General features: G+C 46.4%; 21 protein-coding genes. 14 read left to right on the forward strand and 7 right to left on the reverse strand.

From position 1 onward, the window contains the following. Positions 1–354: 354 nt before the first annotated feature. On the reverse strand, positions 355–1059 hold the full coding sequence (locus MKX75_RS05930) for an AIM24 family protein (RefSeq protein WP_145146372.1): 705 nt from the start codon (positions 1057–1059) through the stop codon (positions 355–357). Between the two features lie 18 nt (positions 1060–1077). Further along, complete coding sequence (locus MKX75_RS05935; RefSeq protein WP_062832995.1) at positions 1078–1533, reverse strand: hypothetical protein; 456 nt, start codon at positions 1531–1533, stop codon at positions 1078–1080. A gap of 330 nt (positions 1534–1863) precedes the next feature. On the opposite strand from MKX75_RS05935, the gene MKX75_RS05940 reads away from it, so the two are divergent. From MKX75_RS05940 to MKX75_RS05950, 3 genes are all read left to right on the forward strand, one after another. Next, on the forward strand, positions 1864–2031 hold the full coding sequence (locus tag MKX75_RS05940) for a hypothetical protein (RefSeq protein ID WP_339168873.1): 168 nt from the start codon (positions 1864–1866) through the stop codon (positions 2029–2031). A gap of 207 nt (positions 2032–2238) precedes the next feature. Continuing rightward, entirely contained in the window at positions 2239–2943 is a 705-nt protein-coding gene (locus MKX75_RS05945) for a hypothetical protein (RefSeq protein ID WP_062832996.1), read from the forward strand. A gap of 156 nt (positions 2944–3099) precedes the next feature. Continuing rightward, on the forward strand, positions 3100–4071 hold the full coding sequence (locus tag MKX75_RS05950; protein ID WP_339168874.1) for a WYL domain-containing protein: 972 nt from the start codon (positions 3100–3102) through the stop codon (positions 4069–4071). A 67-nt stretch (positions 4072–4138) separates the two neighbouring features. Here MKX75_RS05950 and MKX75_RS05955 read toward each other — a convergent pair whose 3' ends face one another. Next, positions 4139–4810: a 3'-5' exonuclease gene (locus MKX75_RS05955; RefSeq protein ID WP_062832997.1), complete on the reverse strand. Its 672-nt coding sequence runs from the start codon at positions 4808–4810 to the stop codon at positions 4139–4141. A gap of 491 nt (positions 4811–5301) precedes the next feature. On the opposite strand from MKX75_RS05955, the gene MKX75_RS05960 reads away from it, so the two are divergent. After that, on the forward strand, positions 5302–7086 hold the full coding sequence (locus tag MKX75_RS05960) for a proline--tRNA ligase (protein WP_076331909.1): 1785 nt from the start codon (positions 5302–5304) through the stop codon (positions 7084–7086). Positions 7087–7687: 601 nt separating this feature from the next. Here MKX75_RS05960 and MKX75_RS05965 read toward each other — a convergent pair. From MKX75_RS05965 to MKX75_RS05975, 3 genes are all read right to left on the reverse strand, one after another. Continuing rightward, complete coding sequence (locus MKX75_RS05965) at positions 7688–9487, reverse strand: 5'-nucleotidase C-terminal domain-containing protein (RefSeq protein WP_062832999.1); 1800 nt, start codon at positions 9485–9487, stop codon at positions 7688–7690. A gap of 180 nt (positions 9488–9667) precedes the next feature. Next, entirely contained in the window at positions 9668–10084 is a 417-nt protein-coding gene (locus tag MKX75_RS05970) for an ImmA/IrrE family metallo-endopeptidase (RefSeq protein ID WP_339168875.1), read from the reverse strand. A 42-nt stretch (positions 10085–10126) separates the two neighbouring features. Further along, complete coding sequence (locus tag MKX75_RS05975; protein WP_339170367.1) at positions 10127–10570, reverse strand: helix-turn-helix domain-containing protein; 444 nt, start codon at positions 10568–10570, stop codon at positions 10127–10129. Between the two features lie 745 nt (positions 10571–11315). Between MKX75_RS05975 and MKX75_RS05980 the strand changes: the two genes are divergently transcribed. From MKX75_RS05980 to MKX75_RS06020, 9 genes are all read left to right on the forward strand, one after another. Then, positions 11316–11798, forward strand: a complete 483-nt coding sequence (locus MKX75_RS05980; RefSeq protein ID WP_339168876.1) for an ArpU family phage packaging/lysis transcriptional regulator — start codon at positions 11316–11318, stop codon at positions 11796–11798. A 55-nt stretch (positions 11799–11853) separates the two neighbouring features. Beyond that, a complete protein-coding gene (locus tag MKX75_RS05985; protein WP_339168877.1) occupies positions 11854–13566 on the forward strand; it encodes a GAF domain-containing sensor histidine kinase in 1713 nt (570 codons plus the stop codon). An 18-nt stretch (positions 13567–13584) separates the two neighbouring features. After that, positions 13585–14319, forward strand: a complete 735-nt coding sequence (locus tag MKX75_RS05990) for a response regulator transcription factor (protein WP_076331912.1) — start codon at positions 13585–13587, stop codon at positions 14317–14319. A 150-nt stretch (positions 14320–14469) separates the two neighbouring features. Next, positions 14470–15087, forward strand: coding sequence for an NAD(P)H-dependent oxidoreductase (locus MKX75_RS05995; protein WP_339168878.1), 618 nt, complete (start codon positions 14470–14472; stop codon positions 15085–15087). A 42-nt stretch (positions 15088–15129) separates the two neighbouring features. Next, entirely contained in the window at positions 15130–15588 is a 459-nt protein-coding gene (locus tag MKX75_RS06000) for a VOC family protein (RefSeq protein WP_076331914.1), read from the forward strand. After that, complete coding sequence (locus MKX75_RS06005; protein ID WP_339168879.1) at positions 15585–16220, forward strand: VOC family protein; 636 nt, start codon at positions 15585–15587, stop codon at positions 16218–16220. The genes MKX75_RS06000 and MKX75_RS06005 overlap by 4 nt, the downstream gene beginning before the upstream one ends. Positions 16221–16522: 302 nt before the next feature. After that, positions 16523–17473, forward strand: coding sequence for a hypothetical protein (locus MKX75_RS06010; RefSeq protein WP_339168880.1), 951 nt, complete (start codon positions 16523–16525; stop codon positions 17471–17473). Between the two features lies 1 nt (position 17474). Next, positions 17475–17651: a hypothetical protein gene (locus MKX75_RS06015; protein ID WP_339168881.1), complete on the forward strand. Its 177-nt coding sequence runs from the start codon at positions 17475–17477 to the stop codon at positions 17649–17651. A 345-nt stretch (positions 17652–17996) separates the two neighbouring features. Continuing rightward, positions 17997–19847, forward strand: a complete 1851-nt coding sequence (locus MKX75_RS06020; protein ID WP_339168882.1) for a DUF4127 family protein — start codon at positions 17997–17999, stop codon at positions 19845–19847. A gap of 4 nt (positions 19848–19851) precedes the next feature. Here the strand turns inward: MKX75_RS06020 and MKX75_RS06025 are convergent, their stop codons facing one another. After that, entirely contained in the window at positions 19852–20196 is a 345-nt protein-coding gene (locus tag MKX75_RS06025) for a DUF3139 domain-containing protein (RefSeq protein ID WP_339168883.1), read from the reverse strand. Positions 20197–20635: 439 nt separating this feature from the next. Between MKX75_RS06025 and MKX75_RS06030 the strand changes: the two genes are divergently transcribed. After that, positions 20636–21559 carry a hypothetical protein gene (locus MKX75_RS06030; protein WP_339168884.1) on the forward strand — a complete coding sequence of 308 codons (924 nt, stop codon included), beginning with the start codon at positions 20636–20638 and terminating at the stop codon, positions 21557–21559. Positions 21560–21723: the final 164 nt, after the last annotated feature.

Genomic DNA, 21723 nt, shown 5'->3' on the forward strand with positions numbered 1-21723 from the left:
TAAAAAAACCTCTCCATCTTCTTGAGATCAAACCATGCACCTAGGCATAGAGTGTCGGAAGAACAGAGAAGTTCATGAACTGGCATCCATCAAAAAACACACCTTCTCGATAACCGCTTCAAAAAAAGCAGGCATGAGTAAGTGTCCTTAGTTTTTTACGTACATTACGTTAAGAAACGTGTACGCAAGACTTATACTGACCATCACATGGTCAAGTCTTATAGAGGGAGTTCGCGAACCTCTCCCATGCCATAGGCATGGATTTTCTTCTTCAATTGTCTGAACCATTATAACATGAAACCGCGTGGTGACCACCCCACTGGAGCATAGTGGCAGCTAATCGTTTGTAACAGCTTATTTGATCAGTACATTACCGAAAGGAATAACTTCTTTCAGAATTCGTTTGAACAGCCCCTCATCGTTGAGATCCTGTTCCAAGCGGTGATTTTCCCGCCCAGCCTGGAAGAGTACCGATCCATGTCCCGTCATCTTCCAATGATAGTTCATATGCTGACTGGCAAGATTGTTACCATATACCGTGAGTTCCAGATGTGCATTTTCGGGATAGGCAATAATACTGCCAGCATCCACATAGAGCGGGGCAGTCGGATGCAGTTCCTGTTGGCAAACCTGACCTTGGGTGAGCAATCCGATCTTGCCTTTGCCGGAAAATTTCATTTTCACTGCGTCACGGGTGATGAGCATGTTTTTGATTTTCTGAATTTTGGTATGCATGGTTACACCATCCGAGTAGAAGAACAGGTGGCGGAAGTCATAGAGCAGATCACTGTCCTCCGTGAGCTCTACTTCCTTCATCGTGAATCCGGGAGGCAGGGCAGCCACAAATTGGCATGGTCCGGTAATTTCGGATTTAATCAGCTTTTTTTTGCGATATATGCCCGTGATATTCATGAATTTATCATTGCGACTACCACTTGGACCGCGGAAGGCCACAATTTGCTGCGGATGCAAAATATGAAGGCGGTCATCTTTAATCAATGAGAATGTGACGACTTGTCCAGATCCGCCTGCTTCAGCATTGTTCAGGTGTATGTTCATGCAGTTGCTCCTGTTCTTTTATACTCGGCCCGAACGGCGACGCATTCCCCAACGCATCACACGAATCAGAATAAAGTAACCTAATATGAGAGAAACGACAGTGATGATCATCGTCTGAATTCGTTTGGTGGTAGCTGCTTTGGCATTCTGGTCATCCTGCAACTTGCTTACCATCTCAGTAAGTTTTTGGTTCTGAGCCAGCAACTGTTCGTTCTGGGTCTTGAATGCTTCGACATTAGCCTGGGCTTGTCCCAACTGGGCGGACGTTTGATTTAGTTGCTCCATCGTTTGCTTATAGCTTTCCTGCAGAGCGTTCACTTCTCCGGGCAGTTCGGAGACTCGCTCCCATCCGCTGTATATATCCGTAAATATATTGGCACTGGCTGCATTTACTGTGGAAGCGATTGAAACGGTAAATAGAATACATGTGGTGAATAACACCCGAATGAAATAACCCTGAATGGATTTTGGCATCGTTAACACCTCTTTCTTCGGTAGATAATATAGATCGCTGAATTCGTCGTCTATTGTTGAAATACGCTCTTACATTATACGTCAAAACCGGGACGATGGGTTCAAGATGATATCGTTTTATTACCCGAAATATTTAAAAATATTTATGAACAGAGCTGTTTAGCTTATAAATCTGTGGGGTAATAGTACGGTAGGCAAGCACACCGGACCGTTCTTACAGATCTTTTACTTCAGTTCCGGGTGCATGCTATTCACAAATACGCAATTTAATGAACGATACCAATATATCCGATTGAATATAAGATCGTGAACATGAAGGAGTAGAACCATATGTATACAGCAGATCAGAACACATCAACCAAAACCATTATGATTACTGTTAACGGAGAGCCAGTAGGACGTAAGCTGGTCATTGACAGTGTCACCTATGCTCCGGTTACCAAAGCAGATGGCACACAATATTTACACAAAATGGGAATTGATCATCCTACGGTTTAATTTGGGACTTGTCATAGAGAAGTCATTGAAAAGCTTGGCATAGCGCCAGGCTTTTTCGTCGTTTATTGTCGTATTCAGACGGATTTAGGGATATAAAATTAATATATTGGAAAAATTTAATGAGAACATATGTTCCGTGACAATATAGTGTCCATTCACCCTGATAACTTAGAAGATAATACATATAAATCGGGGGAGAGACTACCAGTGAACTCAGTCTTTGAAGTATCTTATTCGTGGAATAAAGAGGCCATACCGACAGGGGGAGCCGACCCCGTATATATGATGGTAGAGTGGCGTAACGGTGCCCCTGCCAAAAGACTTAGGAAAATAGCACCCAAAATTGTATCAAGAGATTTGGAACTTTTGCTCAAACCGGAATTTGGCGTACAGCTAAAAGGTATCTATGGATGTCGTTCCAAAGAAACGGATATTGGCTGGTTATTGAGGCTTGGGGATATGTACAAAGGGGAAAGTAAACAAATTTTGCTTGAATTCGTCATGGGACCCCGTGTATCCGGAAAAGCAGCCGTATGTTCAGCCTACTGGAGCACAAGGAAATTGAAGCAAAGTCAACGTGTATTGTTACGAAGAGAACAGCTGTATATTCAGTACACCAGTCATCTGGGCATGCTGCGACAGCCGGAAGATCCCAAGGTGGAGAAGACCATCAAGTTAAGTGAAACCGTGCCGCTGATCAAACAAGCCCTGCGTGCCTACGAAAGAGGTCGGGTTCAAGAGGGAAGTAATATGTTACGTCGTCATGCAGATGGGTTGTTAATTGAAGCTGCACGTAAGCAGGATCTGGATTATTACACGGAAGCGGAGATCATTGAACAGCTGCGTTATCACTACGGGATCACGTTTACAACCGGATATCATGACCGTGAAAAAAAGATATTAGGCGAATAGGGTTGATTTCAGATGGTAACGGTATAGAGAACGAGTCTACATATATTTTGAAGGTGAAGTTTAGGAGAAGGTCGAATGTATGTATCAATATCATATTAAACAATGGATGGAGTTGTATCAAATTTATTGAAACAACATCGTGGAGGGTCCGGCAAAATGACAGACCGACTAATCCGATTAATGCGCATTATAACGCTGGTGCAGGCCAAGCCAGGTATTCTGGCACGTGAGCTTGCCCAGCGATGCGAGACGACGGAAAGGACGATATACCGCGACATGGAGGCCCTCAGTGCAATGCATATCCCGATCGCCAATATGGGACACGGACAAGGGTACATGTTTATCAGCCATTTTGCCATGTATCCGCTAAATTGGTCTGATGAAGAAGCCCAAGCGTTCATGCATCTTGCTGAAGTTATGGAGAATATTCGTCCTTTGCTGAAACCTGCTTTTGAGAGCGCTTATGAGAAAGTGGTTGCTTCGAGTCAGAAAAACAAAACAGAACGAGTGGAATGGTCGGAGCAGATTAGTGGGTTGTTTAAAATGGGGTTGCCCGCATGGCAAAATGAGAGCAACGATCCACAGAATCAATCCCTGATTACCCTGCTTCAGGCTGGCATTTCACAGAACACCATTGAAGGGGAGTATCTGTCTCAAGGTAAAAAAGGGGTCGTACGCATAGATCCTTACTGTCTTATCCCTCGTGAATACAGATTTGAGCTGTTAGCGTATTGTCACCTGTCGGAGAAACTTCGAATATTTCAGGTGAGCCGGCTGCAAAAGATACGGATATTGCCACGAACGTTCCGCAAAGAGGATTATCTGATCCAATCGCACTTCCGCATTCCTTGGGCATATGAGGGAAGTACGGAGTGGACTGCGTTCAAAATTCGATTTTCACCCCATGCTGTGGAGCGTGTGATGCAGGAGCAATTTTTTATACGCCCCATCTTAACCATTGAACCGGAAGGTAGCCTGTTATTTGAAGCCATATTAAGTGATGTTGAGGAATTTCTCGTATGGATTTCTAAATATGGACCTGATGCGGAAATCCTCGAACCGGAGATCTGCCGCATCAAGATGAAAGAACGTCTGAACAGCTGGCAACAAATGTACAATAGAAGTTGAGATTAGCATGCAATCTGAAGCAAGAACAAAGATGCCAAAACACCTATACATTCTGTGCTGTGGACGGCTACTCTTTGGTTTTGAAAAGGCTTGCCAGATTGCCAAAAGGCGATTCTTTCTCTTCATCTTCTGTGGAGCTGGAATAGACGACCTTGGATGCAATGCCCTCATCATCAGCTGCGCAGTTGTTTTCCAGCGTGAATCGGTCAAACTGATGCATGAACACTTTGGCTGTATTGATGGCATCATCCAATGCGCGATGCTGGGTACCATCGAATTCGATTCCGCAGATTTCAAGAGCCTGAGCGAGACCGAGTTGACGGAACTTACCTTCTTTACGAACGACACGGGACCATTGTTGCTGGAGATCGTTATGATTGGTGATCCAGGCCACATCGAGCTGATGGGTACGACAATGAGAGATCAGTTTGCTGCGGTCGTCGGGTCCCCAGGAACACATGTAATAGGATTCGCTTCCCATCCAGGCGATGAATTGATTCAGTGCTGCCGGAAAAAGCGGCGCTGCATCAATATCTTTTTGCGTAATACCTGTAAACTGAATCGTGTCGGTAGACAGAACGGACTTGTTGGAAGGACGAACATACGTATGGAACGTATCTGTAACAGTCAGTCCATCCGCTGTTTCCGTAACTTTGACGGCACCGATATCGATAATTTCAGAAGAATAGCGAGTATTACGGCTTACTGTGAATTCAAGATCATATATGATATATGGCATAGGACAAGCTCCTTTATCGATTAATACCAAGGGTATATTTCTATTTCTCTATATTACAGGGAACAAGCTGTCATGTCAGCCATCGTTACGGAATTCATTGTAGTATATGTTAACTCGGTATGGTTGACAATTTCTTGTAAATGAACTAATGTGATCAAAAATGATAAAAGCGTTATAACGAGGACATGATTGTGTTGGTCAGCTTCAACAGAGAGGGAACAGTGTGGTGCAAGGTTCCTGTAGCTGCTTCATAAATTCCTACCTCGCGAGCTGCGGAAGAGAATGCCCAGACAGGGTTGCAACCTCCGCCGGCAGGGCCCCGTTATGCCCCGTAGGACTGCATGCTACAGATCGCATAGGTTGCGAAGGGATTAATTTGCAGTTAAATAAGGGTGGTACCACGACACATTCGTCCCTTGACGGATGTGTCTTTTTGCTGTTTATAACTCAAGATATCCAATAACAATGAGGAAGATTAGGAGTGTGTGCAGATGCGTCAAAGTGAAATGCTTGTTCCAACATTACGTGAAGCGCCAGCGGAGGCAGATGCAGCAGGGCATCGCTGGTTACTGCGTTCCGGTATGATTCGCCAACTGGCAGCAGGGATCTACAGTTACCTGCCCCTTGGACGACGTATATTGTTAAATGTTGAACGGATCGTTCGTGAAGAGATGGATCGTGCTGGATGTCAGGAAGTGTTGCTGCCGATTATGCAGCCTGCGGAGTTGTGGGAAGAATCCGGAAGGTACACACAGTATGGTCCTGAATTGATGCGTCTGAAGGATCGTCATGCACGGGAATTTGCTCTTGGACCAACACATGAGGAAGTCGTAACCGCTTTAGCGCGGGACGAGGTGAGTTCGTATCGTAAGCTGCCATTCACCCTGTACCAGATCGGAACCAAGTTCCGGGATGAACGCCGTCCTCGATTTGGATTGCTGCGCGGTCGTGAATTTATCATGAAGGATGCGTACTCTTTTGCTTCGGACTGGGAAGAGCTTGATCGGACCTATCAGGCCATGAACACAGCTTATAGTCGCATTTTGGAGCGTTGTGGTCTGGACTATATCCGTGTTGAGGCGGACGCTGGAACGATTGGTGGTCAAGGGGAAACACATGAGTTCATGGCTCTTGCTGATGTGGGTGAGGACACAATTGTAACCTGCAAACATTGTGGATATGCTGCAAACCTGGAGAAAGCGGGTTATCAGACTTCTGGAGATATTGAGAAAAAAGAAGGAAACTTGGATGTTCCAGCCGATTCTGCAAGTGCAGACTCCACGCTTCAAACGGATGAACATTCAGGAGCGGAAAACGTAGTACGCATCTCCACACCTGGCGTTCGTACGATTGCAGAGTTAACTTCCTTTGTGGGCGAAGGTGCTGAACAGATGATCAAAACGTTGCTTTATGTGGCGGATGGTCAGCTCGTCGCTGCCCTTGTACGTGGAGATCATGAACTGAATGACATCGCATTGAAGCAGGTGTTGGGTGCAGAGGAACTGAATCTAGCAGATGATGCAGCCATTGCGGCACATCCGAACCTGAAGGTAGGTTTTCTGGGTCCGATTGGACTAAATCTGCCGATGGTGGTGGACGCTGACGTGGCAGTGATGAAGAGCGCAATTACAGGAGCCAATGAAGTGGATGTGCATGTTGCCGGCGTACGTCCAGGCATTGATTTTGCATTGGAGCGAGTGGAACGAATTCGCTTTGCTGCCGAAGGGGACGCTTGCCCAACATGTGGATCGCCGCTTGTGTTTACCAAAGGCATTGAGGTTGGACATATTTTCAAATTGGGAACGAAATACAGTGATGCCATGGGCGCTTCATTCCTGGATCGCAATGGTCGCCAGTGCGCGCCTGTCATGGGATGTTATGGAATTGGCGTATCCCGCCTGATGGCAGCAATAGCTGAGCAGTATGCAGGAGATGAGGGGATTCGTTGGCCGGCCGCTGTGGCGCCATATGATGTGCATCTGATTGCAGTAAGTTGGAAGGATGAGCAACAACGTCAGCTTACTCTCGAACTGGAACAACAATTAATTGATGGTGGTTACTCTGTACTGGTCGATGACCGGGATGAACGTCCAGGTGTGAAATTCAAGGATGCCGAGCTGATCGGATTGCCTGTGCAGATCGTCATTGGCAGAGGGGCAGCAGAAGGACAGGTTGAATTGGGATCACACGCCCTTGCAGCATCAGGTGAATTGAAACGAATCGGCTTGACTGCACGGGAGGCTGTGCTTTATGTGAAGGAACAACTCACTTCCTAGATTCAGGGGATTCGTTCATTATATGAGTTCATATAATAGTACCGAATATGATGCGGTAGCTGATTTTGATTGCTGAAATTCCAATGAGAGCATGAAAAAGAGGGCTATAGGCATACAAATGGGTAGGATTTTATAAGGAAAATCATACGAAATAACTAAATTGGGATAGTTGTATTCAGTATACAAATGATTTTATGATTAAGGAATTGCAGATGATCATACTCGGGTAGATTTATGTGCAAATATGCAATTTTGAGAAGACAGAGATGTCGAAATTAAATGTACAATAACCGCATAAACACAGTAATTCCAGAGAGTTTTTATATAGTTCGGTGACGAAGGCATATGATGAAGTTGGTCCATCAAGGCCTAGCTGGGATTTATTTTTGCCTCAGATGATTGTCAAGATCAGCAGGATATGTCCACAGGAAATGTTCAAGTATCTGATGTGGATGGATGTTTAAGAACTGAGATACAAAAGGGTGTCCCCTTAACCAGTAATCTGGTTTGGGGGACACCCTTTTGGTTATGACAAGATTGATTCGTAATGTTGTTGCACCTTACAAGCAATCATGCCTATATGCACTTTGCTTTGCTGAGCTTAAGAAGCTGCAGGCAATTTCAATTGTTGACCTGGATAAATCCAGTGTGGATTTTTGATATTGTTCAGCTTCTGCAATGCCTGCCAAGTTGTGCCGTATTGTTTGGAGATGGAGTACAAGGAATCTCCGGATTTCACAACATGCAGTTTGGCTGGAGCTGGTTTGCTTGGTGTTGGTTTAACTGGTTTTTCCGGTTTTGGTGTTTCTGGTTTTGGCGTAGTTGGAGCTGGTGTTTCGGTTGCTGGAGTTTCTGGCTCTACTGCAGGTTTCTTCGCTTCACTGATCCGACCATCTGTTTTGATGTCTACAGCACCAAGTTTTTGCATGTAGTTGATCAATGCTTCGTCCAGCGCGCCATACATACCTGTAGTTGAATATTTGGCGAACATGGTGTATTCGTCACCACCAACAGCTGTGAAATCATTGGTTGCCAGTGTGTACGTTGCTTCCGGATCAAGGACTTTATCGCCAACGGTTACGGAATGTACACGGCTACCTTCTGCAGCGGAAGTGTCGATTTTGAACTTGATTCCGGATACTTGCGGGAATCCACCGCTTGGTTCGGGATAGGAAGCTACACCGACTTCAAGGGCTGCCAGAATATCGGAGCCTTTTACTTCAAGCGTTACCACTTGATTACCAAAAGGAAGCACTGTGATGATATCACCTTTGGTTACGATCCCTTTTTCGATGGAAGCACGGATACCACCACCGTTAGTCAATGCAATATCAGCGTTGCTGACATCACGAATTGCATCTGCAAGCAGGTCACCCAGATTGGTTTCTCCTGCACGTACTTGTTCACGCTTACCATCCAGCAGAATAGCTGTATTGGCTACTTCTTCTTTCAGGATAGGTTCTTGTTCTTTTTGAATGGAGTTCACTAGAGTCGCGACTTTCTCATTCGGTTTGATGTCTTTTGCTTCAGTTTCATCAATCAATGTTGCTTGTTTCTTCGTTACTTTACCACCATCTACCCACAGATCGATGACACCTACATAGTTGGTGTATTCTCCTGCACTTGCGATCAATGTTCCGTTATCGGATACAAGGCCATCTTGCAGTACTGTGTGACTGTGACCATCGATGAATACGTCGATGCCAGGAACTTCTTTAACGACTTTAAAGCTAGTATCCGTGCTGGATGCATCTTGTCCAAGGTGTCCCAGAACAACAACAACATCTACTTTGCTGCGGATTTCGTTGACCAGAACTTTAGCTTCCGCAGATGGATCTGTAATATCAAGACCTTCTACGTTTTTAGGGTTCGTTTTGTACAACGTTTCCGGTGTAGTCAAGGCGATGATACCAATCTTAACGCCATCCACCTCTTTAATGAGGTAAGGATCGAAGAGACGTGTTCCGTCTTTTTTCTTCACGTTGGCACTCAGCATTGGGAAGTTCATCATGTCCGCCAGTTCGATCAGACGATCTGAACCATAGTTGAATTCGTGGTTACCCGGTACGATGGCTTGGTATCCCATTTCATTCATGACTTTCACGATGCTCTCACCATTAACGAGAGTGGCAAATGTTGTACCATGCACAGCATCTCCAGCATCGAGCAAGAGCGTGTTCGGGTTTTCGCTACGATATTTGTCAGCGATTCCAGCTACTTTGGCAAAACCCATAGCAGGTGAAGATTCAACTGCGCGGGCATGCGTATCATTCGTATGTAGAATGGTAATGTGTTTGCCTGTGCCCGGAGTGGTGTCCGTTGCAGCCGCGGCAATACCTACACTGCCAAACAGCAAACAGACCGTTAGCAGAAGTGAAACGTAATTCTTCCAGATTTTCATATGAATCCGAAACCTCCCAAAATAATATCTAATTGAGCGTTTACACAGCTCAAATAGTATTTTAACAGACTATTATGTGGAAATCTCGCGATTTACGTAAAAATAAGTAACCTGAAAGTGACATGTGATTCTGCTAATGGAAAATAGAGAAAAAATAATCCTGAGAAAGAACATATGTTCTTAAACGGTGTAAAAAAAATGCTGCGCTTCACGCGGCAGTCCGGTACGTAAACAGAATTTCTCTAAAGATTCATCGGCTTCAGGCATCACTCCGGACGTTAACAACTGAATGGCAAAACGATTGGCCTGTCTTTCCAGTTTGCCTGGTGCAAAATAGGAATGCTCCTCCAGAAAGAAACGATTGATCCCTTTATGAAGCCGGTCATGGCCAAGCTCATGGGCGCACACGAACCGCTGCCATTCCGGCGGCAAATCATTGTGTATGACGATAAACCTGCGCCGGAGCTTGCGAAAGTACAGTCCTTTGGTGGATTTACCCAAGTTGGTGAAACGAATCTGTATTCCAACCGCGCGGGCAATGCTGAACGGGCAGTTGGTCCGGTGTTTTCGAATCAGCTTTGTTACGATGTCATCCATATGATCTCACCTGCTGCCTCATTAAATTCAGTTCGTCATGCTTCATGGGCGATTGTCCGATTCATCTGTCTTCTTGCGTTTGTTCATCTGCTTGGCTTCCCAGAACAGACCTGTCAGCACATCCTTGATGCGTTTCTTGTCCTCTTCATCGAGTGGAATGCCGTCAAACATCAGATCATCATCGTCCTCCAGCATCTTTTTGAAATCACGACGGTCTTTGTATGTAGCCCATTCCGGTACGTCCTGATGTTCAGTAGAACTCCCTGGTTCAATATAGCCAGCCTGCTTCATCATCTCTGTATAGGGAACCGAGAGTGCATCCGAAATTTTACGAATGGTTGCCGGTTTGGGCACACCCCGTACCCCGTTCTCAATGCGTGAAATCTGTGAGTTGCTTATTCCGGCTGCTTCGGCGAGCTGATTGATGCTGTATCCTTGTTGCTCGCGCAGTTGTTTCATATAAGGACCAAAAGCGTGCTCCACAATTCATGCCAACTCCTTCGATTCGTACAAGTGCTTGAGTTATAAAGAAGACAGTTGGATGGGGGAGGTAGATGTGCGTTCTATGCCCGTTTCGGATTCGGATCGTTCTTTTGATCGCTGTTATCCCCAGATTTCCTATTTCCCTCTCTAAAGGGAGAAATCCGGGGATAAAGGCGAACGCTTCGCTTCTTCAGAATCGATTCCGTCTCCTTCACTGCGTATGCGCGTGATACACACCTAAGTCTCTTCCCAAAAAATCTCGGTGGCTTCTTTATAAAAATCAAATGACTTGTACGGAAGTTCATTAATTAAACAGTACTATAACGTATATATACCATTAGGTAAAGAGATATGAAACATTTATGCCAAAAGGCATAGGAAATGAGAGCGAAGGTTTTATTTTATCGTCAAAATGAACCAAAATGAAGGTTTACTCCGATCTCCAGAAAGTGGTATCCTCAAATAGAAATACGAACACTATACGAACAAAATGTAACGTTATAGCGAAGCGTGTGTTTTGTAATCACCTTCTAAAAAGTGGAATTCCCCGTATTATAGCGGTTTGGAGTGATTCCAAAAGGCAACAGGGGAAAATTGAAAAAATGTCGTTACTTTTTTAGAAAACTGGACAACTCTATGAATAAGAGCATTTTGCTATCGTACAAAGAACGATGGCAAAACAATATGATGTGAACGATAGAGTGAGTGATATGAATGGAGTAAAGAATACTAAAGGAGGAAGATAAATATGGAATTGATGCTGCCCGAATTGGACCGACGTAAAACGCAAACAGCTGTTGAGGCTGCGCTGGAAAAATACCGAATTTATAAAACGATTGCATTTGAAGAACGAGAGGTTATGGTGACGGCAAGTTATGCCGAGCGATTCCATGGTGCAACCAATGTGACAGAGGATTCTACGGCGAGAACGGCGATTTATAATGTGGACGTGCAGCGCGCGCGTCAGGCATACTGCGATACGATTGATTTTGTGGTGTCCCGGCTGAGTGAGAAGGAACGTGTACTCGTCTGTGAACGATATCTGAAAGACGATGATGTGTTTGACTATAAAGTGTATAACCATGTATTTGATCCGCCTGTCAGCAAGGATACGTATACGAAGATTCGTACACGTGCTTTCTACAAAATGGCGTTGGCTCTGTCGGACCGCGGTCTGATTAATATGGAGCCTTTGTCCGTGTCCCGTAAAGAACGGCAGAAGCTGGGCTAAGCGAACCGAGTAAGAAGTTGATCCTTTAATATCCAAGGTGGATTGGTTACAATAGTTGAACAAACCACAGTTGGCATCAGTCAAAGGAGAGAAGTCTGCCATGTCGGAAGAGCTCGGAATGCAGGAAATGGTCACGCTGAAGACAATCGCGGAAACGCTCAATACGTCCAATGATCTGAGCTTAATGCTGGATACGGTGGTGAGCAAATTGCTGGAGTTGACCGGATTAACTGCCGGCTGGGTGTTCCTCATTAATGAACGCGGAGACTATACCTGTGTTTCAGATTACAATCTGCCCCCGGCATTACTGCGTAAAGATAAAGAACCCATGCGAACGGGTACCTGCTGGTGTGTGAACCGCTTCAAGGATGGTCGATTGAATCATGCGGTCAACATCATTAACTGCAAGCGGCTGGAAAATGCCGTGGAATTCAAATGGGGAGAAACCCATAATATTACCCATCATGCGACCGTACCGTTAAGATCAGGTGATAAGATGCTGGGCCTGCTCAACGTTGCTGCGCCAGCTAAGGAACTTTTCAGCGACAGTGAACTGGCACTGTTACAGGGCGTGGCGTACCAGATTGGTAGCGCGATGGAGCGGATGAGATTATATCGTGCGGAGCAGCGACGAGCTGATCTGTATGCCAAGCTGGGGGAGTTCAGTACGGATTTGGGTCTTGCAGTGAACGAATGCAGCAATTCTGATGCTTTTTCTTTAAAAGTTGTACAGTTGCTTGGACAGCATTATGATTGGCCTTTCGCTTCCATTATTCAGCAGAGATATGGCGTATATACAGTACAGGCAGCCTATACAGGTGGCATCGTTCAAACGTTATCAAGTGCGTCATTATCTTTGGAAGCGGCAAACCAAATGAATCGTGTGATCAATAGTCACAGGGCTGCGTCCCTGTCTGCGATAGAACTGATTGAGATTTTCACGGGGAGCGAGCTTGACAAAACGATGGATTCCCTTGTCTCAGGGATTGCTGCTCCCCTTCCCTACCATACGCCAGGTGAAACGAGAATTCTAATGATTGGACTTGGAACATCGGGTCCCACACAGGCGGACTTTGAAGTGCTGGAGGCACTGGCCGAGCATATTACAGCCTCATGGGAGAGTCTGAAGCTGGCGGAGAATCGCCGCGAACTGGCACGGCTGGAGGAGAGAAACCGATTGGCTCGCGATCTGCATGATTCGGTCAATCAGATTCTATTTTCACTATCGTTAACAGCTAAAGGTGTGGAAAGTATGTTATCCGGCTCCGAACAGTTGCACCCGGCAGTGGAAGCGATGAAGGATATTCGGTCTTTGTCTCAGGAGGCTCTTAAGGAAATGCGTGCATTGATTATGCAGCTCCGTCCCGCGGGACTGGAAGCAGGGCTGCTCCATGCGCTACAGGAATACGGCACCAGCCAGGGTCTTCAAGTGGTGATGAATCGGACGGGAATGCGGTCTCTACCGCGTAATATAGAAGAAGCATTGTGGCGAATCGGACAGGAAGCGCTGAATAATGTACGGAAACACGCTGGTGTTCGTTCTGCTGAGGTCACCCTCAAGCTAAGTGATCATGAAGCGATGCTCACCGTCACAGACAAGGGAAAAGGCGGAGCGAACAAGCCAAAATCGTCGTCTGGAAGCTCACTGGGTCTGTCCATTATGACGGAACGGGCTGAATCACTTGGGGGCAGGTTAGAAATAGTTAGTTCTTCCCGAAAGGGAACGACAGTAACGGCAGTCATTCCACTTCCGTTCGAAGCTGTATAAAGTCAGGGGGAAGAAGAGATGCCGATTACAATATTGCTCGCAGATGATCATGCGATGGTGAGACGAGGGCTACATGTTTTTTTGACCACGCAACAAGATATGAAGGTTGTTGGAGAAGCATCGAACGGGCAGGAAGCATTGGAGCAGGCGGAAGCATTAAAACCCGACGTGGTATTAATGGATCTGCATATGCCGGTTATGGACGGAATTGAAACAGCCAGACGGTTGCGTACGTTAATGCCAGAAACGCGAATCATTGTACTCACTTCTTTTTCCGATCAGGATCATGTCGTTCCTGCTGTTCGCGCAGGGGTGAAAGGATATCTGCTCAAGGATATAGAACCGGAGGATTTGGCCGTAGCCATTCGTAATGTGCATGCAGGTCAGGTAGAATTGCATCCCGCCGCAGCAGGTCAATTGATGCATGTGATGGCTTCATCCGATTGGTCTATAAATGAACAACAACCACAGCATATACCGATAGATCGGTCAGCAGACAATCAACATCAGGAGCCAAAGCAGGCTGGAAAATCAAATGAAACATCCCTTGGTGGTCCGGATATGCTCACTCGCCGTGAACAAGAAGTCTTGGGGCTGATTGCGCAAGGGCTGAGCAACAAGGAAATTGCGGTTCAATTAGTCATCACAGAAAAAACGGTCAAAACCCATGTCAGTCATCTGCTGGACAAACTCGGGCTGGCGGATCGGACGCAAGCGGCTCTTCATGCCGTAAGAAATGGCTGGGTCGTCTGACCAATTCCGACATATCTTCATACTTAAGTCGTATAAACTCAACCTAAAGGTTGAGTTTTTTGGTATTTCAAGTTAAGTCTATCTGCTGACGAATTGGCTGCGGAAGAAAGGTAAGATAAAGATAGCCAAAGATGGATCGGTTGAAGGAACGTGAAATTCAAAAATAATAAAAAAACCAAGGAGAGTGACATGGATGAATATCGTTATTTTGCAGGTAGCAATCGGAACAATGCAACCAGTACACGTTTGGGAGAATACGCAGTGGAGATTATTCGGGCTCAGGGGCATCAGGCCAGCTTGTTTGATCTGTATCAGACGCCACTTCCATTCTACGCACCAGATGAGAAACAAGCGGATCATGAACATCTGGCAGACCTGAACACGCGTATGCTCGCGGCAGACGCCATCATCCTGTCTACACCAGAGTATCATGGCAGTATTAGCGGTGTGCTCAAAAATGCACTGGATCACCTGAGCCAGGCTCATTTCAGTGGTAAGCCCGTCCTGTCCATCAGCTCCTCTGGTGGAGCGGTGGGGGTAAGTTCGCTTTTACAGCTGCAAGCGATTGTTCGCAATCTGCATGGCATCAATGCCCAGGAGTGGATTTCCATTGGTGGTGCGCAGCGCAGACGTTTCGAAGCGACATTTGACGGATACGAGGAGTACGAAGGCAGTCAGGATATAGAGGACCGGGTGCAGCGGGTCATTGGATCATTTTTAAATCTGGCCGAGACGTTAACGAATGCGCGGAATTCATCCATGAGTTGAGAACGAAGACGAAAATGGGAAATGGAAAAGAGGTTGAGCATCATGATTACAGGCATATTTGAAACACATCTAAACGTAACGGATCTGGAGAGATCCCATCATTTCTATGAAACAGTGCTGGGTTTACCCCATGCTTATATGCAGAAAGAACGTGGGAACTCCTTCTACTGGATCGGTGGAAAAGGCAATGCCATGCTGGGATTGTGGCAAAAGGAACCTTCCGAGGTGAAGCGTCAGCACTTTGCTTTTCATGTATCTCTGGAGGATATGAAGCATGCGGTGGCTCACTTGGAGAACAAAGGGATTAAGACACAGAACTTCCTGGATGATGATATTGGTGAACTGTACGTCTTCGGCTGGATGCCCGCGGTATCTGTATATTTTACCGATCCAGATGGTCATTCGCTTGAATTCATCGCCATGCTCCCGGATGAAGCAAAGCCTGAGCTAGGCATGGTGCCATGGAGTCAGTGGGAGGAGATGCAGGAGAAGATCGTATGATGATCGAAGAATTACAGTTATATACAGCACGGCTGGAGGACCTCAAGCACTTTTATCGTGATACGTTGGGAATGGAGGTGTTCAGTGTCACGGATCAGGCCTTCAACCTACAGGTTGGAAGGACAAAGATGATTTTCAAGCAGTGTGAAACAGATCGTGAGCCCTTCTACCATGTGGCCTGGTTGCTTCCGACGAATCGGTTCAAGGAAGCGAAGCAGTGGACTGCATCACGTGTTGTTTTAAGCAGGGAAGAAGATCGGGATGAGACGTATTCTACTAACTGGAACTCTCATTCTCTTTATTTCGAAGATCCGGCAGGCAATATTATCGAGCTAATTGCTCATCATCGTATTCAGAACGAGAGTGATCACGACTTCTCGACTAAAGATATATTACAGGTGTGTGAGGTTGGACTGGTGACGGATGATGTTCTGTCTACGGTGAATGAGCTTCAGCAGATGGGACTCACGCGCTGGGGTGAGGTGAGTGAAACCTTTGCTCCTGTAGGAGATGTGCATGGTCTGTTTATCGTGGTGAAGAAACATCGGACGTGGTTTTTTTCTACGCAAAAAGCACAGATCTATCCGCTGGAAGTGTCCATTCGTGACGTGGGCAGGCTTCGAATCGGCTAAACTTTATATTCCAGAGTAAAACGGGCATATGTGGAGCCATTCCATCATGTTATAGAAGTAAACGCTTTATTTATTAATTAGGATATATAAGTTGAATTAAATTTACACGATAACGGAGAGGACAGAAAAAACCTGAAAAAGCGAAGGTAAAAGCTTTCTGAAAGAAAGCTACTTTGTAAGCATAATCTCACATTTATCGCCGGATGTTCCCTTAGGAAAGGGAATCGAAAAAAAATCTGGGGATAAGAGTGATTGGAAGGTTGTTCTGTCAGGCTTACAGATGATGAAGGGTGGTGGCAAGCTTGGATCGACGTTTGTTGGAAGAAGGACTAGCGATTATCGTTTCCAGTCGGGAGCGTACAGGAGATCTGTGGCATGCCCATTATGGGGCGGGTGCGATTGCGGCATATTTTTGGGTACGGGAAAATCGTCTCACTGCCCTTGCCGCCGGCAGTGTTACCGCCGAAGCAAAAGCCATGCTTCGCCAGCATGGAGTCAGCCCTGGTCAGACCTCTCCGATTGGTGAAATCATGCCCAGGGAAGATGCCGAAGCGCGTATTACGGACGCATTGGATCGAACGATTGGAGAGTTGCACTGGGTTGGACACCAGGCCATCTACGGGGCAATCAGTCTGAAGGCCATTCGCGAACTGGATGGATGGGGTACTGCGGAGGATATTGGTCGGCTGGTTGAACTGATCGATTCATTCGATCGAACTATCCCAGGAAGATCCTGGATGAATACGACCGTGAAAGAAATTCGCAGTCTGAAGCCGGAAAAGAGAGATGGTTTCCCTGAGATCGAAGATCCAACGCAGTTGTCACGCCTGATTCTGGATGAGCTTGGTGCGTTCCAGACCATCTATCACGCGGAAGCTCATCATGATCTGATCGGCCATATGCTGACCTACGGACATGCGCTTAACATATTATATGAATTGGGTTATCCTGCATTATTCCATAAAGGCATTCCACCTTTCCTTACTATGGTGAAGGCGCTACGTTTAAGCCGAGATGTGAACAGCGAACAGGAGATGCCGACACTGCAATCACCTGTAGACTTGCTGCCATTATCGCGGGCGGAACGATCAGTGGCGCTTCCTCATGAGCTGGAATATTGGCTCACCGATAGACGTTCCCGTGACTGGTACGGAGGTCATGTGTTCAAATTCCCGTTCAGCTTCTATCATCATGCCAAGAACGGGGAACCTGTACCGGAAACATGGGAGAACTTTCGTTATATCATCGCGTGAGATGGAGCCAACGATTTGGAACAAAAATGAAGAGCACTTGCCAAAACTGGCAGGTGCTTGTTTTATGGATGTTATAATTTTATTCAGATTAAAACCGACGATTAACCGCCGCAGAGACAACTACATTCAGGCGTATTTCATCCCGATTACCATCAGCACGAGTGGGCAAAGGCGGTAAGATGTTATTATCGGATTAGCAGCAAGGAGGACACACCGACAGCTCATACGCTAAAGTACAGACCGGCCATGGGGCCGGTTTTTTAATTCGGTGATTGCCTCCTTGCCCTGATCGGGTATTAAAGACTAGATATATAAGTTGAACTAACGATTTACACGAGAACGAAGAGGACAGAAATAACCTGAAGAAGCGGAGCGTGCGCCTTTATCCACGGATTTCTACCTTTATATAAGTGGATCAAGAAAATCCGGGGATAACAGCGATCGGAAGGTTGTTCTGTCATCGAAGTGGCAAGTGTAAATAAACTGTAGTTCAACTTATATAGATAACAGGAGGCTACGTGATATGAAAACAGTATTGTATGTTCCACTGGATGATCGTCCAGCGAATCTGGATGATGTGATTGTGCAAGGGAAAGCAGCCGGTATCCATATCGTTACACCGAACCTGAGTGATCTTAAGAATCGTCTGGACTCCGAGAAAACCGTAGATGGCACTACGCTGCTCGGCACCTCCAAGCCAGTGTATGGTAAACCGTCCAACATTCATGACTTTATTCTGAAACATGCTGCCAAAGTCGACGGATTCATTATCTCATCCGATATGCTCGCTTATGGCGGTCTGATTGGCAGTCGTCAGCTCCGCGAAGATGGGGGAGGTACCTATCCGAAATACGATGAGGAAACCACTCGTTTGCTGGATGTGATTCGCGTGATCAAGCAAAAATATCCACGCAAACCCGTATTTGTCATGGATACTATCATGCGTTTGGCTACAACCTCGTTTGCAGATGGCTTGGCGCTCGATGCATATAATGAATCCCGTGCGTTGATGCAGCAGCCACGCCAGACATACACTGAGTTTGAGGATATTCTCGAAGGTTATAACCTGTCTCCAGATGGGGCGGAATATGGGACAACGACCTATTTTGATAAAGAACAATATTACAACACAAGACAGCATAAATTCAAAACGAATCTATACATTCTGGATCAGCTGGCTCGCACAGGTTATATCGATTTCCTCGCAGTTGGCGTCGACGATGCCAATACGCAGGGTGTTCAGATCAATGAAATCAAATACGTAGAAGCCCGGATCAATGAATGGCTGGGTGGAACCAATGGACAAAATCCAGATCGTGCGATCATCCTGCCGGATGCAGATGGTCTGGGGCACGCTTTGGTCGCTCGCATGGCGAACCAGTTGTTCCGAGGCGGTGCGAAGACACGTTACGGAGTGAAATATTTTGGTCCTCACGGCAATACCATCATTAACACGTATGAATACATGGATGTACATGAGAATGTGGTTCGTCATGTGGATATTGTTGGAGGTGTGCTTGTGGCCGACTCGGCATATCCTGAACCGGAGGTGGTGACGAATGCGGGTGCTGGCTTGGAAAATGAACAGCTAGTGGCTGTAGCAGCCGATCAGGTTGTCCCATTTGACATGGCTTCCGAGTTGGATCGTATGACCAAGGGTCACCCGGGTAATTCCGGAGAGTACACAAGCATTGACATTGAGATTATTGCGATTACCGCTCTGGATCAGGTGCAAGCAGCGTTGGAGCAATTGACCCTGAATGGGGAGCAAGGTCTGCCTTCGGTATTGATTGATTTTGTGGGTAAAGGACCAGCCAATGTCGATGTTGCTGAAGCGTTGCTAAACAGCCCATATACCGGACGGGTGCTGGGTTATAGTGCCTGGAATACGCCAGGTAACAAGATCGGTATTGCCGTAGGCATGGGACAGTCGAGGTACGCGTTGATCACAACAGAGAAGCATGAGCATAAATTGCGAGATGCGATGAATGCGCATGGCTCGCTGTTGTTTAAGCGTTTCCTGAAGGATTATTACTACAAAGCGGTAGCGATTGCGGACATCCGCACGTATTCCCGAGCCCATGCGCTGTATACCAACGTGGCTACCCTTTCGGATCAAAATATGCTGCTGTTCAACTCAGAGGAAGACTATGCCCATTTGCAAACTTTACTCCGTGATCTGATGCAGATGTATACCACGGCACTTGCAAATAAGACAGCTTTCCAGACAGGTAATATTGCGATCAAGCAGATCTGTGATGGCGAATTGTCTTATGCGACGTATGGCAGTGCGCTGCTGGAATATGCGAACCCTGATTTTATCTGGGGCCGTGCATTTGAGATTACGTTGAATCCGAAGGTCACTTTGAACTAAACTGCTATCTCACCATGGACTCCTCATGTTTAGGATAATCACTGGTATGGCTGTACTGCTTAATCTCGCCGTTGTTAAAAATGATGTATTGGTACTTGGCTTCGGGTTCATCCGCGAATGTTACGGAAGCACCGTAAGGTGCTTCAGAGCTTTTTGAAGAGTACGTACCTTTTATTTCGATAAGCTGTTCGGGTGAATAACCCTTCTGTTCCATCAGGTAAGTGGTTACCTGTTGTTCAGCTTCATTTTTCTTCAGCGGATTACCAAGCAGTCCGAAGTAGACCCAGCAGGATAACCCGAGTATAACTGCTAAGATGAAAACTGAAGTGGCCTTGAATGTTTTACTCATAGGTATTTCTCCTTCTTTCACGTAAGCGACAATGAATTTAATAATGAAATATTAATATATTTGGATATATTTATCAATTCATTGATCTTGATCTTAATGCTTACTTAGATATCCTTTAAAATGATGCTTCCAGAATCGTCTTTTTTCCACCCGAACGACGCCCTTAATCGCACCGAAGTCGTATGGAACACCATCCGCGCTAGGGTTGAAAGGGTGTAAGATTGTATTATCGGATCAATAGCAAGGGACGCACCGAAAGCACATACGCTAATGTACAGACCGGCCAGGTGGCCGGTCTTTTTGATGCGGTGAATGTAGTCCCGGTACTGGTTCGGTCGGAATACGACTCTGATTTAAAAGGGGGAGTCTACTGCTGCTGCATTGTCGCTGCACGGTGTGGGCAGATCTCAAACTTGCAGCCAAAGGGGGCGAAATGAATGTGTCTATGAATAATGAGACTAGCACTGCCATAAGCACCAGTGGATTGAGTACGCTCATTAAAAAAACGCTGAAACAGAAGCTCGCGGTGCTTGTTCCAGATTGGGACGGTCGTGTGCTAGATGTACCTGCGTCAGGCGAAGTGTTAGCCGGGCCTTGTGCAATCGTTGCGTTTGCCGAAGAAGTGCCGAAGTCTGCTTGGGCGGGATATCGAAGGATTATTAAAATCTCACCCTACGCTCGTCCAGAAGATGGTGGCACTGAACAAGTGGAAGCTTGGTCAGCCCTTCTAATTGATGGGTTGCACCAGGTAAGACTGGTGGATGAAGCAGGCGAGGCCTTCACCTGTATCTATCTGGGTTCTTCAGATAGTGACCGGGTGGATGCAGGGTCCGGCATGGTTACGCGCAGTCTACGGTTTGGGGTGTATGTTCCCGAAGACTCGGGAGCTGCTCTCGTTGAAACAGGGGACGCGTGGTTAGCTGCACTTCAAGACTGGACACAGCAGGAGCTTGGCTCGAACTGGTCGGTACATGGGGATGTATGGCCTGGTGGGTACGAGAAGCCGTCTGTGTTATGGCGATTGGCCGGATGCAGCACGTCTGTGGCAGGCACATCGGCATTGGAGGTTCGACAACAGTGGATTGGGCATGTGCTCACCGATTATCCGGTGCTAACACGCCAGATCGTTACTCGGTTGGTAGAGCAACTTGCGGTCCAAGCTCGTCTTGCCGTAACTGAAACGGGTGGCGAAGAGCACAAAAGTAACACACGGTATGTGACGGTGGATGAGGTAACGGCGGATCTGCAGACGGATGCATATCTGAATGGTCAGATTCGCCTGACGTTGCAACAGCGGATTCGTCGTCCGGGTACAAATGTACCTTTCATTCGTGAGATTCACCATAGCAAAGGGATGGAGTAAACGTTAGTCGAGAGGAACCTTCTATTAGAGGTTGTTCAAAAAGCCCGCTTTTGATTACAAAGGATGCCTAACGGCATCATCAGCATCGAATATGGAATTCAGCCGAAATGTCCGTTGCTCACGTAGTTTTCCCTACGCTCTGCTACTCCATTTCTAACTTCATC

It is taken from the genome of Paenibacillus sp. FSL R5-0341, assembly GCF_037975235.1.
GTDB classification, from domain to species: Bacteria; Bacillota; Bacilli; order Paenibacillales; family Paenibacillaceae; genus Paenibacillus; species Paenibacillus amylolyticus_A.